This window comes from Flavobacterium sp. N2820, from assembly GCF_025947285.1.
GTDB lineage: Bacteria > Bacteroidota > Bacteroidia > Flavobacteriales > Flavobacteriaceae > Flavobacterium.
The window spans coordinates 870,132-896,481 of sequence record NZ_CP110008.1 but is presented as its reverse complement, the minus strand read 5'-3'; the positions used below and the strand labels follow the sequence as shown (position 1 = coordinate 896,481).

27 protein-coding genes are annotated in these 26,350 nt (G+C 30.8%); 12 read left to right on the top strand and 15 right to left on the bottom strand.

Annotation, left to right across the window (positions count from 1 at the left end; genetic code table 11):
- Positions 1-2 precede the first annotated feature (2 nt).
- The 6 genes from OLM52_RS04230 to rsfS all read right to left on the bottom strand — a co-directional run bounded on the left by OLM52_RS04230 (position 3) and on the right by rsfS (position 4,768).
- A complete protein-coding gene (locus OLM52_RS04230; RefSeq protein ID WP_264549898.1) occupies positions 3-290 on the bottom strand; it encodes an acyl-CoA-binding protein in 288 nt (95 codons plus the stop codon).
- Positions 291-944, bottom strand: coding sequence for a phosphatidylserine decarboxylase family protein (locus OLM52_RS04225; protein WP_264549897.1), 654 nt, complete (start codon positions 942-944; stop codon positions 291-293). It abuts the gene before it with no gap.
- On the bottom strand, positions 934-1,740 hold the full coding sequence (locus OLM52_RS04220; RefSeq protein WP_264549896.1) for a phosphatidate cytidylyltransferase: 807 nt from the start codon (positions 1,738-1,740) through the stop codon (positions 934-936). The genes OLM52_RS04225 and OLM52_RS04220 overlap by 11 nt, the downstream gene beginning before the upstream one ends.
- Before the next feature lies 1 nt (position 1,741).
- Positions 1,742-2,353, bottom strand: a complete 612-nt coding sequence (locus tag OLM52_RS04215) for a lactate utilization protein (protein ID WP_264549895.1) — start codon at positions 2,351-2,353, stop codon at positions 1,742-1,744.
- Positions 2,354-2,459: 106 nt separating this feature from the next.
- Positions 2,460-4,388, bottom strand: coding sequence for an ATP-dependent zinc metalloprotease FtsH (ftsH, locus tag OLM52_RS04210; protein WP_264549894.1), 1,929 nt, complete (start codon positions 4,386-4,388; stop codon positions 2,460-2,462).
- A gap of 8 nt (positions 4,389-4,396) precedes the next feature.
- Entirely contained in the window at positions 4,397-4,768 is a 372-nt protein-coding gene (gene rsfS / locus OLM52_RS04205; RefSeq protein ID WP_262318426.1) for a ribosome silencing factor, read from the bottom strand.
- 86 nt (positions 4,769-4,854) lie between these two features.
- On the opposite strand from rsfS, the gene OLM52_RS04200 reads away from it, so the two are divergent.
- The 3 genes from OLM52_RS04200 to OLM52_RS04190 all read left to right on the top strand — a co-directional run bounded on the left by OLM52_RS04200 (position 4,855) and on the right by OLM52_RS04190 (position 9,602).
- A complete protein-coding gene (locus tag OLM52_RS04200) occupies positions 4,855-5,586 on the top strand; it encodes a biotin--[acetyl-CoA-carboxylase] ligase (RefSeq protein WP_264549893.1) in 732 nt (243 codons plus the stop codon).
- 107 nt (positions 5,587-5,693) lie between these two features.
- Positions 5,694-8,849: a cytochrome c biogenesis protein CcsA gene (gene ccsA / locus OLM52_RS04195; protein ID WP_264549892.1), complete on the top strand. Its 3,156-nt coding sequence runs from the start codon at positions 5,694-5,696 to the stop codon at positions 8,847-8,849.
- A gap of 159 nt (positions 8,850-9,008) precedes the next feature.
- A complete protein-coding gene (locus OLM52_RS04190; RefSeq protein ID WP_264549891.1) occupies positions 9,009-9,602 on the top strand; it encodes a glutathione peroxidase in 594 nt (197 codons plus the stop codon).
- A gap of 77 nt (positions 9,603-9,679) precedes the next feature.
- On the opposite strand, the gene OLM52_RS04185 is transcribed toward OLM52_RS04190, so the two are convergent.
- Entirely contained in the window at positions 9,680-10,174 is a 495-nt protein-coding gene (locus tag OLM52_RS04185) for a GNAT family N-acetyltransferase (protein WP_264550519.1), read from the bottom strand.
- A gap of 79 nt (positions 10,175-10,253) precedes the next feature.
- Between OLM52_RS04185 and menD the strand changes: the two genes are divergently transcribed.
- The 3 genes from menD (at position 10,254) to OLM52_RS04170 (ending at position 12,949) form a co-directional block, all read left to right on the top strand.
- A complete protein-coding gene (gene menD, locus OLM52_RS04180) occupies positions 10,254-11,909 on the top strand; it encodes a 2-succinyl-5-enolpyruvyl-6-hydroxy-3-cyclohexene-1-carboxylic-acid synthase (RefSeq protein WP_264549890.1) in 1,656 nt (551 codons plus the stop codon).
- 72 nt (positions 11,910-11,981) lie between these two features.
- Positions 11,982-12,323, top strand: coding sequence for a DUF2853 family protein (locus tag OLM52_RS04175; protein ID WP_264549889.1), 342 nt, complete (start codon positions 11,982-11,984; stop codon positions 12,321-12,323).
- 203 nt (positions 12,324-12,526) lie between these two features.
- Positions 12,527-12,949, top strand: a complete 423-nt coding sequence (locus OLM52_RS04170) for a lipocalin family protein (protein ID WP_264549888.1) — start codon at positions 12,527-12,529, stop codon at positions 12,947-12,949.
- Between the two features lie 68 nt (positions 12,950-13,017).
- Here OLM52_RS04170 and OLM52_RS04165 read toward each other — a convergent pair whose 3' ends face one another.
- The 5 genes from OLM52_RS04165 to OLM52_RS04145 form a co-directional block, all read right to left on the bottom strand.
- Positions 13,018-13,413 (bottom strand): DUF1801 domain-containing protein, encoded by a 396-nt coding sequence (locus OLM52_RS04165; RefSeq protein WP_264549887.1) that lies wholly within the window; start codon positions 13,411-13,413, stop codon positions 13,018-13,020.
- A gap of 79 nt (positions 13,414-13,492) precedes the next feature.
- Positions 13,493-14,242: a triose-phosphate isomerase gene (gene tpiA / locus OLM52_RS04160; RefSeq protein ID WP_264549886.1), complete on the bottom strand. Its 750-nt coding sequence runs from the start codon at positions 14,240-14,242 to the stop codon at positions 13,493-13,495.
- On the bottom strand, positions 14,242-14,742 hold the full coding sequence (locus OLM52_RS04155) for a TlpA disulfide reductase family protein (RefSeq protein WP_319800219.1): 501 nt from the start codon (positions 14,740-14,742) through the stop codon (positions 14,242-14,244). The genes tpiA and OLM52_RS04155 overlap by 1 nt, the downstream gene beginning before the upstream one ends.
- Positions 14,743-14,746: 4 nt before the next feature.
- Positions 14,747-15,814: a MauE/DoxX family redox-associated membrane protein gene (locus OLM52_RS04150; protein ID WP_264549885.1), complete on the bottom strand. Its 1,068-nt coding sequence runs from the start codon at positions 15,812-15,814 to the stop codon at positions 14,747-14,749.
- A 60-nt stretch (positions 15,815-15,874) separates the two neighbouring features.
- Positions 15,875-16,414 carry a DUF1599 domain-containing protein gene (locus tag OLM52_RS04145; protein WP_264549884.1) on the bottom strand — a complete coding sequence of 180 codons (540 nt, stop codon included), beginning with the start codon at positions 16,412-16,414 and terminating at the stop codon, positions 15,875-15,877.
- 89 nt (positions 16,415-16,503) lie between these two features.
- On the opposite strand from OLM52_RS04145, the gene folP reads away from it, so the two are divergent.
- Together folP and OLM52_RS04135 are read left to right on the top strand one after the other, a co-directional pair.
- Positions 16,504-17,325, top strand: coding sequence for a dihydropteroate synthase (folP, locus tag OLM52_RS04140; protein WP_264549883.1), 822 nt, complete (start codon positions 16,504-16,506; stop codon positions 17,323-17,325).
- 3 nt (positions 17,326-17,328) lie between these two features.
- A complete protein-coding gene (locus OLM52_RS04135) occupies positions 17,329-18,048 on the top strand; it encodes a hypothetical protein (RefSeq protein WP_264549882.1) in 720 nt (239 codons plus the stop codon).
- A 41-nt stretch (positions 18,049-18,089) separates the two neighbouring features.
- On the opposite strand, the gene OLM52_RS04130 is transcribed toward OLM52_RS04135, so the two are convergent.
- Both OLM52_RS04130 and OLM52_RS04125 read right to left on the bottom strand, forming a co-directional pair.
- Positions 18,090-18,614, bottom strand: coding sequence for a hypothetical protein (locus OLM52_RS04130; protein WP_264549881.1), 525 nt, complete (start codon positions 18,612-18,614; stop codon positions 18,090-18,092).
- 2 nt (positions 18,615-18,616) lie between these two features.
- Entirely contained in the window at positions 18,617-19,054 is a 438-nt protein-coding gene (locus OLM52_RS04125; RefSeq protein WP_264549880.1) for a hypothetical protein, read from the bottom strand.
- Between the two features lie 391 nt (positions 19,055-19,445).
- Between OLM52_RS04125 and OLM52_RS04120 the strand changes: the two genes are divergently transcribed.
- The 4 genes from OLM52_RS04120 to OLM52_RS04105 all read left to right on the top strand — a co-directional run bounded on the left by OLM52_RS04120 (position 19,446) and on the right by OLM52_RS04105 (position 24,655).
- A complete protein-coding gene (locus OLM52_RS04120) occupies positions 19,446-21,773 on the top strand; it encodes an ATP-dependent helicase (protein WP_264550517.1) in 2,328 nt (775 codons plus the stop codon).
- A gap of 63 nt (positions 21,774-21,836) precedes the next feature.
- Positions 21,837-22,457, top strand: coding sequence for an L-threonylcarbamoyladenylate synthase (locus OLM52_RS04115; protein ID WP_264549879.1), 621 nt, complete (start codon positions 21,837-21,839; stop codon positions 22,455-22,457).
- A gap of 96 nt (positions 22,458-22,553) precedes the next feature.
- Positions 22,554-23,930: a sensor histidine kinase gene (locus OLM52_RS04110; protein ID WP_264549878.1), complete on the top strand. Its 1,377-nt coding sequence runs from the start codon at positions 22,554-22,556 to the stop codon at positions 23,928-23,930.
- Positions 23,927-24,655: a LytR/AlgR family response regulator transcription factor gene (locus tag OLM52_RS04105; protein ID WP_264549877.1), complete on the top strand. Its 729-nt coding sequence runs from the start codon at positions 23,927-23,929 to the stop codon at positions 24,653-24,655. Before OLM52_RS04110 ends, OLM52_RS04105 begins: the two co-directional genes overlap by 4 nt.
- A gap of 205 nt (positions 24,656-24,860) precedes the next feature.
- Here the strand turns inward: OLM52_RS04105 and OLM52_RS04100 are convergent, their stop codons facing one another.
- Positions 24,861-26,348 (bottom strand): carboxypeptidase regulatory-like domain-containing protein, encoded by a 1,488-nt coding sequence (locus OLM52_RS04100; RefSeq protein ID WP_264549876.1) that lies wholly within the window; start codon positions 26,346-26,348, stop codon positions 24,861-24,863.
- Positions 26,349-26,350: the final 2 nt, after the last annotated feature.

The following is a 26,350-nucleotide window of genomic DNA, read 5'->3' as shown; positions in this document are numbered from 1 at the left end:
TTTTAAGATTTAATGTTGCGTTCTGCCATTAATTGATTGATGAGTTCAATATATTGTGTTTTTGCCTCATCAGCCGAAATATGTTTGACTTGCATCCAGGCGTTAAATTTGAATGCATTTCGCAAGTCTTGAGGATTTTGAAAATATAATTTATTGGTACTTTCTGAAGTAGCTTGCTTGTATAGTCCATACAAGACTAATTGCATATCTTGCGGAACAGATTCTTGTGGAATCAATTGCGCGTTTGCAAATGCTTCATCAAATAATGTATTTAAATCTTTTTCGCTCATTTATGCTTTTTTACAAATCACGGTTTTATTACCAATAGCTTTCTCTCCAATTTTCACATTTACTTCAGTTCCTAGCGGTAAATATAAATCTACTCTTGAGCCAAACTTAATGAAACCAGCATCTTTTCCTTGTACCACTCGCATACCTTCTTTTGCATAGTTTACAATTCTTCTTGCCAATGCACCAGCAATTTGACGGTACATCACTTCACCATAGACTCTATTGTTAATTACTACTGTTGTTCTTTCATTTTCTTCACTAGCTTTTGGGTGCCAAGCTACTAAATATTTTCCAGGGTGGTATTTGCTATATTTTACAATTCCGTTTAGTGCATAACGTGTTACGTGTACATTTATAGGTGACATAAAAATGGAAACCATTAAACGTTTGTCTTTAAAATATTCGGGTTCGTAAACCTCTTCAATGACAACCACTTTTCCATCAACTGGCGCTAATATATGATTATCACTATTGTCTGCAACACGCGTAGGATTTCTAAAGAATTGGAGTACTAAGACTAAAATTACAATTGCAAAAATAAACATTGTTGTTCTTAGCCATTCAATTGATACAAAAGCATCTGCTAAAAAAATGATTCCAACTACTAACAGTAGGGTGATAAAAATGAGTTTTGAACCTTCTTTATGAAACATAATATAAAATTAAATAAAACAAATTAATAAACGGGATTACAAAGATAATACTATCTAATCGGTCTAAAATACCTCCGTGACCGGGCATTATTTTCCCGCTGTCTTTTATGCCAGCCACACGTTTGAACTTTGATTGAATCAAATCGCCTAATGTGCTAAAAATACTAACTATTATTGCAATAACAATCCAAATGTACAAAATGTTTGATTCGATATAAAATTTAGACAATAAAACACTTGAAATAATTGTAAAAAACATTCCACCTACAAAACCTTCGATGGTTTTTTTGGGTGAAACACTTGGGAAGAGTTTTCGTTTTCCAAAATTTTTACCTACTAAATAGGCAAACGTATCATTTGCCCAGATGAGAATTAAAATGGTGATTAATATTTTGGGATTATAGCCATTTTTACCAATTGCTACATAGTTTGTACTGATAAACGGAATGATAATATATCCAATTAGCAATAAATAGCGAGTAATGATTTTAAAGTTGGTTTTTTGAGTATTGAATAAATACAATAAAAGTTTTATAGAAATAAGTATAGATAAACTTACAATACTTGTTTTTAAAATGATGTCCTGACTTTTATTCCAAAAGAAATAATAGGAAACAGCCGCAATGGGTAGGCAAATGTATAAATTTAATGCTGCTATTTTGCAAAATTCATATACGCCAATTAGCAAGAATACACCAAAAAGAATTGCTAAACTTTCTTGTGAGTAAGAGATACAGCCTAATAATAAAATTATATAAACGGCTCCAGATAATGCTCTTTTCAGCGTTTCGTTCATTCTATAAATCTTCTAAAAGAAGGAGGTAGAGATTTTTATGGCAACTTCCATAATGAAGAAAATCTTGCTCTTTTACTTCTTCAAAATATTTTATGGTTGTAATATTTGTGGGATAATTTTTGTCGTGTGCATTTTTTATTCTTCTTAAACCATCACCTTTTGTACCTGTAATTTGACTCGTTGTTGCAAATACAATCATATTTGTAGGCAATTCGTTTGGTTTAAAATGTTTTAGTTGATTGGAAGAAAAAAGTATAGAACCTTCATCTGCCACTAAGTTTTCACAACTTGTTAGAAAGAACGTTGCTTTTTCACTGGTACCATTAGGAGACAATCTGTTTTCTTCTAAAAGTTTAAAAAGATTTGGGTTAAAACACAATGTTTCTTTCTCAAACCAATCATTTTCAGCTAGTATGTTTTCAAAATTTTCAGACACCTCATTCAGGTTTTCACAATATATAAACTTACCTCCATTTTCTTTGAAATTGAAAGTAAATTGCTCATCAATTGGCAATGAAGTATCGGGTGCATAAGGACTTTTGACATCATTTTTTTTGTCGTTGTCTGCCTCTTCACCTGAGTTTCCGAAAAATTTTCTAAAAAGACTACTCATCTATTTTTAGTAGGTAAATTGTATAGTAAAAATCAAAGATAAAAAAAAACTCAGCAAATAGACTATTCAGCTGAGTTTTTTATTAAGATTATTTTGTTGATAAGTATTATTCAACTACAGGAATTTCATCTTCCTTATCAAAAGGTCTTTTTCCAAAGATGGTTTCTAAATCGTCTTTAAAGATTACTTCTTTCTCGATTAAGATATTGGCCAATTGTGTTAATTTTTCTTTATTTGTTTCTAAAAGATGAATTGCTCTTTGGTATTGTTCTTCAATTAATTTAGAAATCTCAAAATCAATAACTTTTGCAGTATCTTCAGAATATGGTTTTGAAAAATTATAATCTGATTGCCCGGTTGAATCATAATAAGTGATATTTCCTAACTTATCATTTAATCCATAAATTGTAACCATTGCTCTTGCTTGGCGCGTAACTTTTTCCAAATCGCTCAAAGCGCCTGTTGAAATTTTATCAAAAATAACTTTCTCAGCAGCTCTTCCACCCATTGTAGCACACATTTCGTCTAACATTTGGTCTGGTCGCACAATCAAGCGTTCTTCAGGTAAATACCATGCAGCACCTAAACTTTGCCCACGAGGAACAATTGTAACTTTTACAAGTGGTGCAGCGTGCTCCAACATCCAACTTACAGTTGCGTGACCTGCTTCGTGAAAAGCAATAGCACGTTTTTCATCTGGAGTAACAATTTTATTTTTCTTTTCTAAACCACCAACAATTCTGTCAACAGCGTCTAAGAAATCTTGTTTATCTACCGCTTTTTTATCTTTACGCGCTGCAATTAAAGCAGCTTCGTTACAAACATTAGCAATATCTGCTCCTGAAAATCCGGGCGTTTGTTTCGCTAAAAACTCGGTATCTAATTCTTCTGATTTTTTTAAAGGTTTTAAATGTACTTCAAAAATTTCTTTACGTTCTCTAATATCTGGTAAATCCACATAAATTTGTCTGTCAAAACGTCCAGCACGCAATAAAGCTTTGTCTAAAACATCGGCTCTATTGGTTGCAGCTAGTACAATTACATTAGAATTGGTTCCAAAACCGTCCATTTCTGTCAGTAATTGATTCAATGTATTTTCTCTTTCGTCGTTTGCACCGGTCATGTTGTTTTTTCCACGTGCTCTACCTACAGCATCAATTTCATCGATAAAAATAATTGCAGGTGATTTTTCTTTTGCTTGCTTGAATAAATCTCTAACACGAGAAGCTCCAACACCTACAAACATTTCCACAAAATCTGAACCTGATAAAGAGAAGAAAGGCACTTTAGCTTCACCAGCAACGGCTTTAGCTAATAATGTTTTTCCTGTACCTGGAGGTCCAACTAATAATGCTCCCTTTGGAATTTTTCCTCCAATTGAAGTATATTTTTCTGGATTTTTAAGGAATTCAACAATTTCTTGAATTTCTTCTTTAGCACCTTCTAATCCGGCAACGTTTTCAAAGGTTGTTCTTGTATCGGTTTTTTCATCAAAAAGTTTTGCTTTTGACTTTCCAATACTAAAAATTTGTCCGCCTCCGCCTCCAGAGCCACCAGACATTCTTCGCATCATGAAAATCCACAAACCAATTAGTAATAAAAATGGTAGAAGAATTGAAAGTAATTCTCCCCACATACTCTCTGGTTCCTTTTCATAGGAGTTGATTTTCTTTTCAGCATCGGCTTTTGCCAACGTTTCTTGGAACGTTCTCAAATCACCAATTTCAAAGTAATAATGAGGCCCTTTAGTATTTAATTTATTCGTAATATCATTTTTAACTTTCTCGTGTTTTTTATCCGATAAAGCTTCTTTTTTCAAGAAAACTGTAGCTTTCGTGTTGGTAAAGGTCACTTTGTCTACTTGACCAGCAGCTAAGAATTCATTGAATTTTGATAAACTTGTCTTGCCTGGATTGCTTAAATCAATTCCATTAGTAACCAGACTAATTGTAAAAAAAATCGTTAGGACAAGTACAATACTCATCCATGGACTAAATTTAAATCCTGAACTATTGTTATTACTATTTTGTGCCATACAATGTTTTAGTATTTAGTTTCGATTGTTGTGATTTTAGCATCACCCCATAAACTTTCTATTCTGTAGTATTCGCGAATGTGTTTTTGAAAAACATGCACCACAATGTTAACGTAGTCCATTAAAACCCATTCACCATTTTCGGCACCTTCGACATGCCAAGGCTTATCTTTTAATTCTTTGGAAACAATTTTTTGAATAGAACCTACTATTGCATTTACTTGTGTATTTGAATTTCCATTACACACTACAAAGTAATCACAAACTGTATTATCAATTGCTCTTAAATCAAGAATATCAATATTTTCTCCTTTTACTTCTTCAATTCCTTTGATGATGTTTGCTAATAAATCATCATTGCTAATATTTTTCTTCGCCATTTATTATTTTTGAATTTATGCAAAGGTATCATTTTTTGTGATTATTTTTGAACCTTAACACAAGATTAAAATTTGTTAGTATAGTTATGAAGTTAATCAAACTCAATGCCATTGATTCTACAAATACTTTTTTAAAGCAATTAGCCGCTACAGAAAGGGTAGAAAATTTTACTGTAGTAGCCGCAGAACACCAAACAAATGGTAAAGGTCAACGCGGTGCGGTTTGGTCAATAGAATCGGGTAAGAATCTAACCTTTAGTGTTTTATATGTTAAAAATAAGCATTTAAAAATCAATTTATTTACATTAAATGTCATTGTAGCACTAAGTGTTGTAGAAGGTTTGCAATTGATTAGTTCTAAACAATTTAAAATAAAGTGGCCAAACGACATTTTGGCAGATAATAAAAAAATTGCCGGAATTTTAATTGAAAACAGCATAAAAAGTCAGGCAGAAATACAATCCGTTATCGGAATTGGAATTAATGTTAATCAAGAAAATTTTGAGAATTTACCGCAAGCTTCTTCTTTATGTCTTTTGGAACAACAATTTTTTGACAAAGATTTACTTTTAAAAAGCGTAGTGAATCAGTTAGAAAATAATTTAGAACAACTCAATTCGCAATCTGAAGTTGTTTTTTGGGAAAAATATCACAATTATTTATTTAAGAAAAATATTGTGTCAACATTTGAAGACGTGAATGGCAATCGATTTGTTGGTCAAATAATCAAAGTTACTTCTGAAGGAAAACTCAATGTTGCATTAGAAGATGATTCTACGATTGATTTTGATATTAAGGAAGTCAAAATGTTGTACTAAATTAATCAATCCTTAAAATTACTAAATCCTTTGTTAAACTTCATAAAAAAGAATTTCAAATTAAGTACATTTGTGCCAATTTAAAAAAAACAGAATTCCTATATCTCATGGAAAAAAAAATATTCTCCTTTTTGTTTTCAACCCGTTTAATGGCTGTCTTATTTATTTTGTTTGCATTTGCAATGGCAGCAGGTACTTTTATTGAAGACGAATTTAATACTGATACAGCTCGTGTAATTATTTATAATGCTTGGTGGTTTGAAACCATCATGGTTTTTTTTGTAATCAATTTCATAGGCAACATCAAACGTTATCAATTGCATAAAAAAGAAAATTGGGCGACTTTAATTTTACATCTTTCTTTTATCTTAATTATTGTAGGTGCTTTTGTTACTCGTTACATAAGTTATGAAGGAATGATGCCTATCAGAGAAGGTGAATCGGCAAATATTATTTATTCAGATAAGCCTTATTTAACGGTATTAGTTGACGGTGACTATCAGGGTGAAATGAGACGTAAAACTTTTGAAAGAGATTTAATTTTAGCACCAGAAGTAAAAGAAAGTTGGTTTTTAAATCTGTTTGCGGATAATCATTTTTCAATTAATGAAAAGTTTAGTGGTATTCCATTTGAAGTAGAACATAAAGAATTTATTTTGAATGCAACCGAAACAGTTGTTGCCTCTGAAAATGGGAAGTTGATGCTTAAAATGGTTGAATCGAGTGGAGGAACGCGTCATGAACATTATTTAAAAGAAGGCGAAGTTCAAAATTTGCATAATGTACTTTTTGCGTTTAATAAATATACAGAGGGTGCTATTAATATTACCAAAATCAGTGAAGCGTATACGATTCAAACGCCTTTTGAAGGAGATTTTATGCGAATGGCAGATAAATTACAAGGGAAAGTAGTAAAAGATGCTGTACAACCCTTGATGTTGCGTTCGTTGTATAACATCGGTGGCGCACAATTTGTGTTTCCAGAACCAGCAATTAAAGGGGAATTGGTTTTTAAATCTAATAACGATTTTAAAGACAAACAAACCGATGATGCTTTAAAAGTTAAAATTAAAACACAAGGCAAAGAAGAAATCTTAACCTTAGTTGGTGCGAGAGGAAAACAAGGTATTCCACAAAGTGTAAAAATAGGCGATTTAGAATTTACATTATTTTTTGGTAGTAAAATTTACAACACGCCTTTCAATATTAAATTAGATGATTTTATTGCCGATAAATATCCTGGAACTGAAAAAAGTTATTCCGCTTTTAAGAGTAAAATCGAAGTACAAGATGCTGAAAAAAAGAATACCTTTAAAGATAGTATTTTTATGAATAACGTATTGGATTATAGAGGTTATCGATTGTTTCAAGCCGGTTTTGATCCAGATGAAAAAGGAACGCAATTATCGGTTAGTCATGATTTTTGGGGAACTTGGATTACTTACATTGGTTATTTCTTATTATACTTTGGTATGATGGCAATTTTATTCACAAAAAGTAGTCGTTTTGCCAGTTTGAAAGAAAAATTAGAAAAAGTCAAAATCAAAAAATCAAAACTATTAAGTATTGTATTGATTTTATTTTCTTCATTGACTTTTGCACAACACAATCACCAGCCGAGTAAAGAAGAAACGCTTACATTATTAAAAAAATATGTGGTTTCAGAAGAACACGCGTCTCAATTTGGAAAAGTTGTTATTCAAGATAACGGTCGAATGAAGCCTATTAATACGTTTTCATCTGAATTACTTCGTAAAGTTTCTAAGAGCGATACTTATGAAGGTATGAATTCTGATCAAGCTTTTTTATCAATGACACAATATCCTCAATATTGGTATAATTTGCCAATTATTTATTTAAAAAGGGGGAATGACAGTATTCGTAAATTAATTGGCGTTGAAAAAGATGCAAAATACGCACCATTAGTTGCCTTTTTTGATGAAGCTGGAGGGTATAAATTAGCTAATTATTTAGATGCAGCTTACAAAGAACCTGTTCCAAATCAATTTCAAAAAGATTTTATTGAAGCAGATAAAAAAGTTAACTTATTATATTCCGCTTTAAGTGGTCAAATTTTAAAAGTTTTCCCAATTCCGGGTGATAAAGCAAAGAAATGGGTTTCATTTTTAGAAGTGAATCAGCCCACAGGCACTTCGTTAGATTCGATTAAAAATGTGATGCCTTTCTATTTGAATGCTGTAGATAAAGCAACACAAAGTAACGATTATAAATTAGCCAATAGTTTGCTTACCGGTTTAACGCAATATCAAAATAAATACGGTGCAACTGTAATGCTTTCAGAAAGTAAAATCAATTCTGAAATTATGTACAATAAATATGATATTTTCAAGCGATTGTATTACATGTATATGATGGCAGGTGTTTTTATGCTAATTTTTTGTATTGTCCAAATTTTTAATGATTCAAAATTAATACGAACAATTATCAATGTTTTTCATGGATTAATAGGTTTGTTTTTCGTGTTGCACTTAGCTGGATTAATTGTTAGATGGTATATATCTGGTCACGCACCTTGGAGCGATGCTTATGAAAGTATGATTTATGTAGCTTGGGCAACCATGTTTTTTGGATTAGCTTTTGGGAAAGATTCCAAGCTTACTGTGGCTTCAACTGCATTTGTTACAGCCATAATTTTAATGATTGCTCACTGGAATTGGATGGATCCATCAATTGGAAATTTACAACCTGTATTGAATTCGTATTGGTTAATGATTCACGTAGCGGTAATTGTAGGTAGTTATGGCCCTTTTGCTCTGGCAATGATACTTGGTTTAGTAGCCTTATTCTTAATGATTTTTACGAATGACAGGAACAAAGAAAAAATGAAATTGAGCATCGACGAAATCACTTATATCAATGAAATGGCGTTAACCGTAGGTTTGGTTATGTTAACCATCGGAAATTTCCTTGGTGGCCAATGGGCTAATGAAAGTTGGGGTCGTTATTGGGGTTGGGATCCAAAAGAAACTTGGGCGTTAATTAGTATTATGATTTATGCATTTGTAATCCACGCACGATTTGTTCCCGCTTTACGAGGAAGATGGATATATAATGTAATGAGTGTTTTTGCTTTTGCTTCTATTGTAATGACCTATTTTGGGGTAAATTTCCATTTAAGTGGTTTACATAGCTATGCTTCGGGAGAAAAACAAAATGTTACATATTACATTTACATTGCAATACTAGTCGCTATAATCTCAGCCTTGGCTTATTTTCCGTACAGAAAACATATTAAGAAGTAGTAAGTATGAGTAACTGTCAAGCTGAACTCGTTTCAGCTTCTCAATATTTCAAGATGCTGAAACAAGTTCAGCATGACAAGTCATATTGGTGTTTGTGAGTGTTTTATGAAATGTTTAGCAAAAAATGTGTTTAAAAGCCTTAAATTTGAAATAAAAAAGATGAAGAAATTAGTAACCTTGTTTTCGGTAGTGGCTTTGTTTTATAGTTGTCAAAATCAGGCACAAAAAAACCAAACAACTTCGGCAACAGCAATCACAACACCTATGTCAGCAGAAACGATTTATCAATTTAAAGTAGAAGATTTAGATGGAAATGCTTTTGATTTTGCTTCATTAAAAGGAAAGAAAATTTTAGTAGTCAATACTGCTTCAGAATGTGGTTTAACGCCTCAATATGAACAGTTGCAAGCGATTTACGAAAAGTATAAAGATCAAAATTTTGTAATTGTAGGTTTTCCTGCGAATAATTTTGGTTCACAAGAACCTGGAAGTAATGCACAAATTGCTACTTTTTGTCAAAAGAATTATGGTGTTACTTTTCCAATGATGAGTAAAATCTCGGTAAAAGGAAGCGATATGCATGCAGTGTATCAATTTTTAACGCAGAAAGCTAAAAACGGATTGCAAGACAGCGATGTCGAATGGAATTTCCAAAAATACTTAATCAATGAAAACGGAGAATTAGCAAAAGTAATTTCGCCAAGAGTACTTCCTACTGATGCTGAAATCGTAAATTGGATTGAAGGAAAATAGTTAGTAATCAGTATTCAGTCGCAGTTTTCAGTGAGAAGGTTAATAACTGCCCACTGTGACTGCGACTGTTTACTATTTTAAAGTATTTTTTGCATGAAAACCGAATGTAACCATCTATCAAATTTGAATCCAGATTCTTTGATAAAACCTACATTTTCGAATCCAAATTTTTTATGAAAATCGATGCTGTTTGTGTTTTCAGAGTCGATAACGCCAATCATGGTGTGTAAGTTTTGTGATTTTGCTAGCTGAATTAATTCGGACAATAATAATTTTCCAATTCCTTTTCCAATACAGTTTTTATGCGCATAAACGGAATGTTCCACTGTGAATTTATAAGCCTCTCTGAAACGAAATTCACTATAATATCCAAAGCCAACCACTTCGTTATTCATTTCGGCAATAATAACAGGAAAACCTTTTGAAATTTTATCTTCAAAAATAGCAATTTGATGGTCTAGACTTCTTGGATGATAATCATACAGCGCTGTAGAATTTAAAATCGCCTCATTAATTATCGCTAAAATAGCCGTACAATCTTTGGTTTGGTAGTTTCTAATCTGGATATCCATATTCATTATAAATAATTGTGTAAAAGTACTAAAAATCGGCACATCTTTGTAAATTTGTAATTCATTTAGCTGCATAAAAATGATGTATCCAAAAATTCCTTTAGCGCAAAGTATTCTTGAAATTTGCCAACAAAAAGGAGTCCAACATATTGTAATTTCACCAGGTTCAAGAAACGCACCTTTAACTATTGGTTTCACAAACAATCCTTATTTTAAATGTTACAGTATAGCTGATGAGCGTTGTGCTGCTTTTTTTGCGTTGGGAATTGCACAACAAATTCAGAAGCCTGTTGCAGTCGTTTGTACTTCGGGTTCAGCATTGTTAAATTATTATCCAGCGTTTGCAGAAGCGTTTTACAGTCAAATTCCGTTGATAGTATTTTCGGCTGACAGACCACAAAGTAAAATTGATATTGGTGATGGTCAAACCATTCGTCAAGAAAATGTTTTTGCCAATCATAGTTTGTTTAATGCAAATTTGAATGAAAATGCATCTATAGCAAATGACGTTTTGATTCAAGAAGCCATTTCGATTTCCATTATTAAAAAAGGACCGGTGCATGTTAATGTTCCGTTTGAAGAGCCTTTGTACGAAACTGTCTCAGAAAGGACTTATTTTCCTACTATAACAAAGAAGGATAGTAGTAAGAGCGATTTTATTTTTGATGCCAATTTCAAGCAAAAATGGGATAATGCTTCAAAAAAATTAGTTTTAGTAGGAGAGTTGTTTCCCAATTTAGTTGAACAAAAATATGTTGATAGTTTAGGAAACGATGCAAGTATTGTGGTTTTAACCGAAAAAACATCGAATTTGCATCATAGCTCATTTATAGACCAAATAGATACATTAATTACCCCTTTTTCAGACAAAGATTTTGAAGTTTTTCAGCCCGAAATTCTTTTAACTTTTGGTGGAATGGTCGTTTCAAAACGCATTAAATCGTTTTTGCGAAAATATCAACCACAAGAACATTGGCATGTTGATGAACTGCGTGCCTATGATACCTATGGTGCCTTATCGCAACATTTTAAAACTTCTCCAAATACTTTTTTTAGTCATTTATTAAATGAAAAATCAATTGAGAGTGACTATAAATCTTCAATAGCAACTGTTTGGAAAAGTAGAGTAGTGCAACATAGATTATACACGAAGACTGTTCCGTTTTCTGATTTTAAAGTTTTTGATTTTATTAGTCAAAATTTGCCTAAAAATACTCAATTACAAGTGAGTAATAGTTCTGCCATTCGTTATATTCAGTTATTTGATTTGGATACAACTGTTGCTGTTTTTTGTAATAGAGGAACGAGTGGAATTGATGGTAGCACTTCAACGGCAATTGGCGCATCGGTGGTAAATAATAAAGCTACAATTTTCATAACAGGAGATATTAGTTTCTTATATGATAGTAATGCTTTATGGAATAACTATATCCCTTCAACTTTTAAAATTATTTTGCTGAATAATGGAGGTGGTGGAATTTTTAGAATTTTGCCCGGACATCAAGAAACCGAGACCTTTACTACTTATTTTGAAACTTCACATCATTTAAACGCTTCGCATTTAGCAAAAATGTATGATTTAGATTATTATAGCGCATCCGATGAAAATAGTTTGACCACTTCATTTACATCTTTTTTAAATTCTAATCAAAAACCTACAATTTTAGAAATTTTTACTCCAGAAAAAAGCAACGATAGTATCATATTGGACTTCTTTAAAGCGTTAAAAAAATAATAATTATTTAAATCATTTGTTAAAAAAAATGTTTAAATTTGAGATTATTAATCACCCTAAAAAGTTTTCATTATGAGTAAAAGAGATGAATTAATTGCAAAATACGCAGCTGATTTAAAAGAGAAATGTGGCGTAAGTGTTGATATGGATTTTTTAACTAAAGTAGTTATTGGTTGTGGTCCATCAATTTACAATGCTGATTCTTCAACGGTTTCTGGTTCTGACGAAAAAGAGTTGGCAACAGTTAAGAATAATTTCTTAATCAAAAAATTAGGTTTAAAAGATGGCGCAGATTTAGATAAAGGTATTGCTGCTGTAATTGAACAATATGGAAAATCTAATAAAAATAAATACAGAGCTGTGGTTTATTATTTATTAGCAAAACATTTCAAAAAAGAATCGGTATACAAATAAAAAGTAGATAAAGCTCTGATGAAAATCGGAGCTTTTTTTTGCATCTATTTTTAAGAAATATTTTTGTGTTTTTTAGATTAAGCCTCTATAAGTTATTGATTTAGTTTTTCTTAAAGTGAATCATGTAAATTATAAATTTATATGTGTAACATAAATTGAAAAGGCTAGGAGTACATTTACACCTAACATAAAAATAGATCAAAATGAAAAACGGAATTAAATTATTCGCCTTATTATTAAGTTTAGGCTTAGTAGCAACTTCTTGTAGTGATGATGATAATGAAGGTGAAACACTTGCGCCTTTAGCTGCAAAATGGAATATTACTCAAGTAGGTTCTACGGTTAATGGGCAAGAAGTTTTGGTTGATGCCCCTCAAAATGAAAGCGGTTGTAATAAAGATTATTTAGATCTTAATACCGATAATACTCTTGAGGAAGGTGATTATGATTCAACGTTGGCTCCTTGTGCTATATATACTAAAGAAGGTATTTACTCAAGATCACACAATAATTTAACAACTGTTGTTGACGGTGTAAGTACAACAAGAGACATTGTTAATTTAACGCTTACAGAATTAAAGTTAAGAGATGCCAATGGTGGTATCCAAGTGTATTCGAAAAACTAATTTTTAAAAGATTAGATTTTAAAACGGAAACGACTTAGTTGTTTCCGTTTTTTTTATGATAAAATGAATCATTTTAATCGTTCTAAAATGCCTTTTCGTTTTACAATATTTTTGTAATCCCATTGTATTTCGCGCGATTTTCTGAGCCAATTTTCCAAATTCACAACGTCGATTTCTTCAACGGAATTATAAAAAATAGACGCATCTTGAAATTTATTCCCTATAACATTCAATTTCTGCTCTTCAAACGATTTTCCGCTCCAAAACATTAATCGTATTCCTAGTTTTTGCTTGCTATAACCAACGATTGGATTACCTTCTAAAAACCAAACAGGATGTGCGTGCCAAATTTTATTTTCGGCTTCAGCCAAATGCAAATTGATTTCTTTGGCAAGCAAGTCGCAAATTAATTGGTCTTCTGCTGATTGCGAGTTGTTGTAGTTGGAAATTTCTAGATTTATCATTCCTTCTTTTATTTATTGGAACACAGATTTATGAAATTAAAGAGAATTTAAAATCTGTGTCATCTGTGTTCCAAAAAAATTAAAAACCGTTTACAATGGCCAAAAAGTCATCTGCTTTTAATGCAGCACCACCAATTAATCCGCCATCCACATCAGGTTTTGAGAAAATTTCTTTTGCATTTTCTGGTTTTACACTTCCACCATACAAAATTGTTAAGTTGTCAGCAATGTCAAATCCATATACTTTTTCTACTAAAGTTCTAATAAATTTATGCATTTCCTGTGCTTGTTCTGGAGAAGCGGTTTCGCCAGTTCCAATTGCCCAAACGGGTTCGTATGCCAATACAATATTTGACCAATTTTGTTTATCCAAATGAAACAATCCATCTCTCAATTGGTATTCAACCACATTAAAATGATTATCACTTTGACGGTCTTTTAATTCTTCACCAAAACAAAAAATTACACGCATATCGTGTTTTAATGCCGTATCGACTTTACTTGCTAATAAAGCATCTGTTTCATGAAAATAAGCACGTCTTTCGCTGTGTCCTAAGATTACAGTATTTACACCAATATCAGTTAACATACTAGCGGCAATTTCGCCTGTAAAAGCACCACCTTCAGCTTGGTGCATGTTTTGTGCAGCTACTGTAATTGATTTTCCATGAGTAATTTCAACTGCTTTAGCTAAATTAACAAACGTCGGTGCTACAATAATTTCGGTAGATGTATTTGTTTTTTTTGTGATAATTTCTTCTAATAATGCAATAGTTTCCTGTTGGTTTTTGTGCATTTTCCAGTTTCCGGCTACGATATTTTTTCTCATTATTTTAGTGATTCTAATGTTTTAATTAATTTTTCATCATCAGCTTCAATTACATTATAAAGTGCAATTTTACCTGTTTTGTCTACAATCATATAGCGTGGAATCCAATTTAAATTAATTGATTTTCCAAAAACACCTTTCATTCCGTCAGAAGTTAGGTAATGTTCGCCATTTACGTCATATTTTTCAATTCCATTTTTCCAAGCTTCATACGTTTTATCCATAGAAATGAATAAATATATGGCATCTGGATATTTTACTTGTAATTCTTTTAGTTTAGGCATTCCTTTAATACAATCTGAGCACCACGAAGCCCAAACGTCAATTACAATTGTTTTACCTTCGTATTTTTTTAAAATTTCAGCAAATTCAATGGGCTCGTTTTCTACGGTTACCATGGCGTTACTTAAAGCTTCTTTTCTAAAGTTTGTTTCTTCATTTTGAGCACAGCCCACAATACTAATTAGTAAAGCTGTTAAAGCAAATAATTTCTTTATCATGATTTTATTTTTTTAGTTCTGAATAATTTTTTTTGATTGTTTTCTTTAATTCAATTGCGTCAAATTTGTTTTCGTTGATACCGTCATAAAACTTGATTTCATTTCCATTCCATAAATATTTTACGCCTGGCGTATCTCTGGTATTGCCTAAAACATTCCAAAAACTGATAACATCTACTATTTGATACGGATATTTTTTACCTGCTATAGTAAAGAAATCTGGAATTTTATCTACCTCTTCATCCATAAAAATAATAGAAACCTCTGGAAACGATTTGTCTTTTTTTCTCATTTCAGTTAATTGTTTCGCCGTTTCTTGACAATGATCACAACCAGGAGCAAAGAAGCATAAGATTTTTTTGTCTTTATCAATGTTTGGAAAGAAGTTTGCAAAACCCGATTTTTTTGCGGTAGGTTCATCAATTTTTACTTCCTCTTTAATTTTATTAACCGAGTCAATTGCTTTTTCAATGGTAGGAATTACAGTTGAAAGTGTAGAATCGCTGACTATTCCAATGCTTTGTTCTTCAGTGAAATTTGAGTTATCAATAGTAGTGGTAGAAGATTTCATTGGAGCTACCATAAATAAAGCCAAAATACAACCTAAGCCTACCGATTTTAGTAACCAAAAATTTGATGTTCCATCCGCTGCAAGTAATTTAAACAACCAAACTAACAAACCAATTGCTATGATGTTTTTTATGATTGCTTCAACTGGTGTCATTGGAATTAAATCGCCAAAACAACCACAATTACCTGAATTTCCGCTGATAAAAGTTGTGTATGTTAAGTGAATTGTAAACACCGCCAATAATAAAATTGTAGCTGGAATTGTGATCTTTTTCAAATAGTGAGGCAACAAAATACAAATTCCTAATGCAAACTCAATTCCAATTAAAATTCTAGAAAAATAAGGAGCAAACCCTTCTGAAAAACCTAATGGATACAATTGTTTTACTTCAAAAGTAGAAATTGCAAAATAAGGTGAAGGATATAATTTAGCAATAGCCGAAAGGAGGAATAAAGCTGAAATTATAATACGTAAAATCCAAGAAATGTTTTCTTTCTTCATAGGTTTTTTTAATTTTTATAAAAATACAACTTCCAATAAAGTTAACGTGTTAACGACTTGTTATTTATTTTCCATTAGAATCAAAGCAAAAACCGAGTAATTAATCATGTCTTGATAATTTGCATCAATTCCTTCAGATACTAATGTTTTTCCTTTATTATCTTCAATTTGTTTTACGCGTAGTAATTTTTGCAAGATTAAATCCGTTAAACTGCTTACACGCATTTCGCGCCAAGCTTCACCATAATCGTGATTTTTGTTTTCCATTAACGTTTTGGTCAATGCAATTTTTTCGTCATAAAGTGCAATTGCTTCTTCAAATCCCATATCTGGTTGCTCAGCAATTCCTTTGTCAATTTGAATTAAAGCCATTACGCAATAATTAATGATTCCAATGAATTCTGATGTTTCATCCTCGTCTACTTTTCGCACATCATTTTCTTGTAAACTACGAATTCTTTGTGCTTTTATAAAGATTTGATCAGTTAAAGAAGGCAAACGTAAAATACGCCAAGCACTTCCATAATCCTTCATTTTTTTACTAAATAATTCGCGGCAAACCGCTATAATTTTATCATATTGTTGAGAAGTATTCGACATTATTTACTGTATATTTGTTTGAAATTTTTCAAAAGTAATGAATTAAGTCAAAAGTGAAAAGTCAAAAGTGAAAAGAAATCAAAATTAAGATGAATATCAATTGCAACGGAAATTTAATCGATTTATCAACTCCAAAAGTAATGGGGATTTTAAATGTGACGCCCAATTCATTTTATGATGGTGGTAAGCACAAAGAAATAAATTCGATCATTCATCAAGTAGATAAAATGCTTTCGGAAGGTGCTGATTTTATTGATGTTGGGGCCTATTCAAGTAAGCCAAGTGCAGCATTTGTTTCTGAAACTGAAGAAATTAATCGTTTGGTTCCAATTATTAAAGAATTGGTCAATACATTTCCAAATAGTATTTTATCGGTTGATACCTTTCGAGCTGAAGTTGCGCGAGTTTCGGTAGATAATGGCGTTGCGATTGTAAATGATATTTCGGCAGGTTTATTAGACGAAAACATGTTGCCAACGGTTGCTGATTTAAAAGTTCCTTATGTTATGATGCATATGCGAGGTAATCCGCAAACCATGCAAAGTTTGACAAATTATGATGATATATTGAAAGAAATGATTTTTTATTTTTCGGAACGAATAGCAAAAGCGAGAAGTTTTGGAATTTCAGATATTATCATTGATCCTGGATTTGGATTTGCAAAAACGGTAGAACAGAATTATGAAGTTTTACAAAAAATGGAATTGTTATCCATTTTAGAATTACCATTGTTAGTAGGCGTTTCAAGGAAGTCAATGATTTACAAAGTATTAGAAAATTCGCCTGAAAATGCATTAAATGGAACATCAGTCTTGAATACGGTAGCATTACAAAAAGGAGCAAAAATTTTACGTGTTCATGATGTAAAAGAGGCCGTTGAGTGTATAAAAATAGTTAATAAATTAAAATAAATAATGAAAAAAATAGTGATTATAGTTGCGGTAATGAGTTTGTTTTCTTGTAGTGAGAAAGAAGTACTATTGCCACAGGCTGAAGTTTCCGTTTTGAAAACGGTTATGGATCATTCGCCAATTTATATGTTTTTTGAAATCGAAAACAAAAAAGATACCATTATTAATGTAAACCGAAAAAATTCAATCAGTTCTACCAACTGGGTATATAATATTGATAAGCGTTTACCATTAAAATTAGTAATTCCAGAAGTCATAAAATTACAAGAAAAGAAATCAACTAGTTCACATTCTAAAAAAGATGCAATTGATGTTTTTTCTTATTCTGACAGTCTTTCAAATGCATTAGCTTTTTATCCTTTTACTGAAGTAAAATATAAATATGATAAAGAGTTTTCAAAGTTCTTCATAAAAAAACATGCCAATAAATACATGTCTTATCACAATTTTACAATTAATTTTAATAAGGATAATGCCATTACAATTGATGGATTAGAAGTTGATAGAAATGAATTTGTTGCTTTTATTAAGGAATTCTCAGATTTTACGAATGATGGAAAACTAACTATGTTGCATTTAAACTTCGATAAAAATTTATCTTACGGTGCATATTTGAATAATAAAATTTTAGCTTGGAAGGCTACAAGTCAAAAAGTACAATTATCTTCTTTTGAATTTATTTACGATGAAAAACAACTACCAGAATGTGGTTGTAAATTGTAATAAACATAAAAAAATCCCGAGCTTCAACTCGGGATTTGTATTTAAAAAACTCTTTTCAATTCTTCTTTCAAATAGCTAATCGCAATATTGCTTGGTGCTTCAGATTCCGTTAGTTCTATCATGATTGCTTCTCTCATTTTGTCAGCATCAGCAACATCCTCGCGCAGTGCATTTTTCCGAATCATTTGCACCGTACTATTTTTTGCTTTTAATACGATATTCCAAGTTTCAGCTGTTAAGTAAATTTGCTGTGTTAAATTATGCTCAAATTCAGTTTGAATATGATGCGACAATAAAGTAGCATAATCGTCTTTATTTTTACTCGTTGGAGCCACACGAATTAATAATTGCGTTGGATTAATTCGTTCTAATAACAAAACCATTCGCTCATAAGCTTGTAAACGAATTGGTAACGCTTGTTTTTGATTTTCTCGTAATAATTCAAATTTGCGTTTGCTTTCTTCACTGTTATAAAATTTTTGCATCATTACAAAAGCAACACCACCTGTAATTAAAGCGGGTATTGTATAAGCCGCAATTTCTAATAATTTATCTTCGATTGTCATTTTTAAAAATTTATTTGTGGAAATTTTTCTTTAAACCATTTTCTATCTCTTTCTATTTGATTGTTTAATTCAAAAATTCCTTTTCTTGTGTTTAATTTAATCTCCCCAAGATAATTAATTTCATTTTCTTTAATTTCAAAAGGTAAAGAGATTTCTGCAGATCTAGTTGATTGCATATAACCAGTATTCAAAAATAGTACAATCTCAGAAAATTTATAGTTTCCTTTTGGTTTAACAATACTAAAAAGATAATATTTATTTTTTCCAATTTTGTGATCTGAATTACTACCTAATATTTTAATTTCATCAGAATATATAAAATCACCTGTTGATATTTCATTATAAAATTTAAAATAGTAACCATCAAATCTTTTATTTTCAATACAAATAGTTCCAACTATCATACCTTCATGATTACTTTGATTAATGTAAGTTTTCATTGAATCGGACGGAATTATACAACTGTTAAATAGTAAAAAAATAAAAAACAAAAATAATTTTATATACTTCATTTTAAACAAAAATTTATTTAGCAAATTAAGTTTAAAAATATTAAAATTCAAATAGATTTGAGAACACAGATTTGAGAAATTTCAAAAACTCTAAAAGTCAAATCTTAAATTAAAAATAAGTCACTTCATTTTCTGTATAAACTATGTCAAATGAAACAATTTTGTAGATTTAGTAAAACTAATGTCACTATAGTATTTAAATTGACAACTAAATACTTTAATTACCAAACTTCTAGCTCCAAAATAAAAACTTGTATTAACCCTTTTCATGATGTATTTTTGTAAATTAGTTAAAAAGTTATAGTACATTATGAAAGAAATGCAGCGATATATCAGCCAATTAAACGAAGCACAGCAAGCACCTGTTTTGCAGAAAGACGGTCCCATGATTGTAATTGCGGGAGCGGGTTCTGGCAAAACACGTGTATTAACCGTTCGTATTGCTAATTTAATGAGTCAAGGAGTAGATGCATTTAATATTTTAGCTTTAACTTTTACTAATAAAGCTGCACGTGAAATGAAAAAACGTATTGCTGATATTGTTGGGACTAATGAAGCTAAAAACCTTTGGATGGGAACCTTTCACTCTGTTTTTGCTAAAATTTTACGTAGTGAAGCCGATAAATTAGGCTATCCATCTAATTTTACGATCTATGATTCTCAAGATTCATTGCGTTGTTTGGGTGGAATTATCAAAGAAATGCAATTGGACAAAGAAATTTACAAACCAAAGCAAATTTTAGGCAGAATTTCATCGTATAAAAACTCTCTAATCACAGTTAAAGCCTATTTTAATAATCCTGAATTACAAGAAGCCGATGCAATGAGTAAAAAACCGCGTATGGGTGAAATTTATCAACAATACGTGGAACGTTGTTTTAAATCGGGTGCGATGGATTTTGATGATTTGTTATTGAAAACCAATGAATTATTGAATCTTTTTCCAGATGTTTTAGCGAAATATCAAGATCGTTTTCGATACATTTTAGTAGATGAGTACCAAGATACAAATCACTCACAGTATTTGATTGTTAGAGCCTTATCGGATAGATTTCAGAATATTTGTGTGGTGGGCGATGATGCGCAAAGTATTTATGCCTTCCGTGGTGCGAATATCAACAATATTTTAAATTTCCAGAAAGATTACGAAAACGTACAATTGTATCGTTTGGAACAAAATTATCGATCTTCTAAAAACATTGTAGAAGCAGCGAATAACGTAATTGATAAGAATAAAACCAAGTTAGATAAAATCGTTTGGACATCGAATGATGACGGACCAAAAATTAAAGTCCACCGTAGTTTAACCGATGGAGAAGAAGGGCGTTTTGTAGCGGCAACTATTTTCGAACAGAAGATGCAAAATCAAATGTTAAACGGACAATTTGCAATTTTGTATCGTACGAATGCACAATCGCGTGCTATGGAAGATGCGTTACGTAAACGTGATATTCCCTACCGAATTTATGGGGGTTTATCGTTTTATCAACGTAAGGAAATTAAAGATGTTTTGGCCTATTTGCGTTTGGTGATTAATCCAAAAGATGAAGAAGCGTTAGTGCGTGTGATTAATTATCCAGCAAGAGGAATTGGAGACACAACGGTTGAAAAATTAACGGTTGCTGCCAATCATTACAAGCGTTCTATTTTTGAAGTAATGGAACACATTGATAAAATTGATTTGAAACTGAATTCGGGTACAAAAGCCAAGTTGAATGATTTTGTGACGATGATTAAAAGTTTTCAAGTCATTAACGAAAATCAAGATGCTTTTTTCTTAACAGATCATGTTACAAAAAAAACGGGATTGGTTCAAGAACTTAAGAAAGACGGAACTCCAGAGGGAATTGCCAAAATTGAAAATATAGAAGAATTATTAAACGGTATTAAAGATTTTACTGAAGGACAAATTGAAATCGACGGTGCAAGAGGTGCGCTAGCCGAATTTATGGAAGATGTAGCTTTAGCCACCGATTTAGACAAAGATACAGGAGATGATGATAGGGTAGCACTGATGACGATTCACTTGGCAAAAGGATTAGAATTTCCACATGTGTTTATTGTGGGATTAGAAGAGGATTTGTTTCCAAGTGCCATGAGTTTGAATACCCGTAGCGAATTAGAAGAAGAACGTCGTTTATTTTACGTAGCCTTAACACGAGCCGAACATCAAGCGTATTTAACCTATGCGCAATCACGTTACCGTTGGGGAAAATTGGTAGATAGCGAACCTTCGCGTTTTATTGAAGAAATCAACGATGAATATTTAGAATATTTGAATCCGGTTGATTCGGGTTATCGTTACAAACCGGTTATGGATATTGATGTTTTTGGTGATATTCATAAATCAAAATTACGATTAGCAAAACCAACCGCAGGAACGCCACCAAAATATTTAACAAGAGATGAACCAGTTTCTTCTGCTAATATTAGACGATTAAAACCGGTTTCAAGTAATTCAGGAAGTTCTAATGTGGTCGATGCGAATTTAAACGTTGGAAATATCGTAATGCACGAACGTTTTGGAAAAGGACAAATTGTAAATATTGAAGGAATTGGTGCCGATAAAAAAGCAGAAATTCGTTTTGATGTGGGTGGATTGAAGAAATTGTTATTGCGATTTGCGAAGTTGGAAGTAATAGGGTAAAAGGTTTTAAGTTTTTCGATTGACTTGAAACTTGAAACAAAAATAACTTGAAACAAAAATAAGATGTCAGAAATTATAAAAATATACGAAGATAAACCTAGCGAAGCGGCTATTAAAAAAGTAGTTCAAGTCTTAAAAGATGGCGGTTTAGTAATTTATCCAACTGACACAGTTTATGGTTTAGGCTGCGATATTACCAATTCTCGTGCGTTAGAAAAATTAGCTAAAATCAAGGGAATTAAGTTAGAAAAAGCAAATTTTTCCTTCGTTTGTTCGAGTTTGAGCAATATATCTGATTATGTGAAGCAAATTGACACAGCGACTTTTAAAATTTTAAAGCGTGCTTTGCCAGGACCATACACGTTTATTTTACCAGGTAATAACGATTTACCAAAAGAATTCAGAAAGAAAAAAACAGTCGGAATTCGTGTACCAGCTAATAATATTGCGTTGCAAATTGTAGAACTGCTGGGAAATCCTATCGTTTCTACATCCATTCATGATGATGATGAAGTAATAGAATATTCTACAGATCCAGAATTAATTTTCGAAAAATGGAATAACAAAGTTGATATTGTTATTGATGGTGGTTATGGAGATAATGTCGCTTCAACCATTATAGATTTAACAGGTTATGAACCTGAAGTTATTCGTGAAGGAAAAGGAAGTTTAGATGTTTTGTAAATTCATTCACTATTAAATTTAGCTCATTCACTAATATTTTTTTAGAATTTTGATGCGTAATTGAGACTTTTGAAATGAATTAAAAATCTATCTAAAATGTCATTATTTAAAAAGTTTCTAATATTAACAACTCTTCCCTTTGTTTTAATTTTAGGTGTTTTTGTTTTTTCAAAGAACACAACAAATGAATTTAAAGATGCCTTTGTGACGATTTTTTCACTAGGCTTTTTTGTAATAATTGCTTTTAATTCAGTTTATGTTTCTGATTTTTTAATGAAAAAAAACATCAAATTTTTTCTAAAACTACTTTTAGTTTGTTTAACTACATTTATTAGTATTGCTTTTTTTTCATTTATTTTAAGCATTATTTTACGAGATTTAAATTTTAGATTTTCAACTATTTTCTCTCAGGCAATTCTTGGGATTTGTATTTTTCTTTTGGAGTATTTGGTTTTATATATTTTAGAAAAAAAAGATACTTCGGATTTAAAATTTGAAGATAGAAAGCATCATTATTTTTGGCTTATCCTTTCTGTGATTTTTATAGAATTTACATTGTATTTATCAATGATATATAGAGATATTAATGATTTGTATCAATTTATATCGTTAAACAAGTTCATAATCATCTATATGATTATTGTCCCTATTTTCTCTTTTCTATTCATTCGATTGTTTAATTATTTAAAATTTGGCGGTTTATTAAATGTGCTATCCAGTTCAATCGTTTCTTTTCTTTCTACATTTTTTATTACTGTTTTATTTGTTATTGGTGAATTCAAATTTTATAATAATCGTTTAGGGATTTATCTCATTTTTTATTTAATTTCTTTGTTCTCTTCGCTATCAATTTATGCTTTTTTATACTATAGAAATCAAATCAATGAAAAGAAACTATTAAAACTTCAAAATATTCAAAAAGATGCACAATATCTGGAACTAAAAAACCAAATTAATCCTCATTTCCTATTTAATAATTTGAATACTTTAATTTCGTTTATAGAAGTTAATCCAACGAAAGCCATTGATTTTGGTCATAATTTAGCAAACGTATACAGACATTATTTAAAAAAGCATGATGAGGATTTTATTTTACTTAAAGATGAATTGTTATTTATCAAAGAATATTTAGAAATTTATAAAGCAAAATTTGAAAACGGATTTAATTTTTCAATTTCTGAAGAATTTAGAGATAATCAATACGTGTTATCATCATCAATTCAAGAGTTGATAGATAATATTTTTAAACATAATAATTTAGATGAAGATCAGCCAATTGAGATTAAAATTTATACGGAAAATGATTATTTGGTAATTTATAATTCAATTGATTCAAATAATTTAGCAGATTCAATGAATACTGGTTTGGATAATATTAATAAAAGATATCAGATTTTGACCAATTCATCAATAGTTATTACAAAAGATAAGAATAGTTTTAGTGTTCAATTGCCAATATTAAATTTAGAATGACAGCTGTAATTGTAGAAGATGAAATCCCCGCAGGAATTCGTTTAGAGCGACTTTTGATTCAATATGAATTTCAAGTTTTGGTTGTTTTGAATTCTGTAAAAAAAGCAACAGCTTGGTTTAAAGACAACAAACATCCAGATATAGTTTTTATGGATATTAAACTACGCGATGGAAATTGTTTTGAAATTTTAGATAAAGTTAAAATTGAATCAAAAATTGTTTTTACCACAGCTTTTGATGAATATGCACTTAATGCCTTTAATTATAATTCAATTGATTATCTGTTAAAACCAATTGACGAAAGCAAACTGAATAGATTATTAGAAAAAATTGAAACTTTAAAATCAGGTTTTCACAATGAAATTAATTGGTCAAACTTTAAAGAATCAACTTTTATTAATTCTTATTTAGTCGCTTTTGGAACTCATTTGAAAAAAATCGAAGTTAAAGATATTCTATATTTTTTTAGTGAAAACAATTCTACGTTTATTTTTACAACAGAAAATAGACAGTTTTTACTTCATAAATCATTAGAAAAAATAGAACAAGAGGTTGATAATAATCATTTTTTTAGAATTAATAGAAAATTTATTATCAATAAAAAATACATTCATACCGTCAAAAATAATTCAAGAATTGAGTTATCATTAAAGAATGCCGAGTTGTTTTACTATGAAGTAAGTATTTCAAAATCTAGGGCGTTTATTCAATGGTTTTCAGTATAATATATATGTTTTATAGTAAATAATTTGGTTTTATCACTATAATATCTTAAATTAGCATTATTATTCTCAATTTTAACCAATTATAGATGAGACATTCACAGTTTTAGGATAAATATATTAAAACTATGTGTTTCTTAATTTAATATTTAATTGGTTATTAATAAAAAAATTAAGGATACATTAAGCAGGTCATTGACCTGCTTTTTTATTTCCAGTCGGGCATAATAGCATTATCAAATAGTTGTACTCTTGAACCAGTTATCCCGATTGCATACTTAAAAATATTTTTTGCTGAAATTCCATCATTGGAAGTGCTTACAAATAATAATTCCGCTTCGTTTGGAGAATATCGAACTTCAAAATCGTTGAATCCAGCTGGTTTTTGAACATTTACTTCAGTAGCAGTATCAGTGGTAAAATCATATTGAAAAATTCTTGAATCTAATTGTCGGTAATCAAAGCTTTCAAACCCTGTAATGTCTCTTGAATAAACCAACTTATTATTGGTTACAGATAAATGTAACCCGCTAATAGCTCCTGAGGTTCCCGAAATTACATTTTCAATGATAATTCCGTTTGAATCAATTACGTAAATTTCAGTTTCATAGCCCGTAGAATTGTTTACTTTTAAAGCAATTATTGAACTGTCAATGCTCCAATCACATTCTGAAATAAATTTACCGTTTGGTGTTTGAAATATTAATTCTAATCCACTACCATCAGCATTAATTTTGTACAGTTTATCAAAATTGGAATAAATCAATTGACTTCCGTTGCTTTTCCAACTAAAATTGTAATAATCCAAATTAAATCCTGCCGCAGGAATACCGGCTGTGACTTTAAAAACATCTGATCCATCCGGTTTCATAGTGTAAATATGAGCTTGTCCGCCGGTTGTTCTCAAAAAAGCAATTTTATTTGCTGGAATATTTTTTCTTGGTCTAAAACTATTGGTGGCATCGGACGTAATTTGGAGTTCATTTCCAGCATCGTCAGCAGTGAAAATCACATTGTTATCAGCTATTTTTCGAGTAAAAAGAAAACGGGCATTAGGAAATTCTAATGTTCTAAAGGATTGCGTTAAACTATTTACTTCAGGATTAATTCCATCTGAAACAGAAACTTGCCAAAAATATTTGGTGCTATAATTTAAATTTGTTAGTGTGTAAGATGCAGTTAAAATGTTTTCATAGATTGTAATTTCGTTTGTAATATCATTTCGAAGTGTAACTTTATATGTTAATTCGTCATTTTCTGCATCTGTAGATTGCCAAGTTAAATTAACGCTTAAACTTAAATCTTCGGCATTATCGAGTGGTGTTAAAAGTTCTGGAACAGTGGGTGATTGGTTGATTTCTTCGATTGGTTCTAATTCAAAAACCAATTCTGTTTCAGCATCTTTTAGAACCGTACCAGATTCAAATTTGGCAATATAACCATCTTTTCGAGCTTCAAATGCATAATCTCCTGTGGGTACATTTTCTATGGTGAAATAACCATCTTCATCTGTAAAAACAGCACTTGTATTTGGGTTTGAAGAAACACGTGCGTTTTCAATTGGCTCAAATGTTACTGCTTCTACAACACGACCTTTTACTGATCCAAAACCCGTATCATCAATAGTTTCTTCAGAACAAGAAGAGGAAAATGTTAGAAAAAGTAAAAAAATACTGAATTTATATATCTTGTACATGA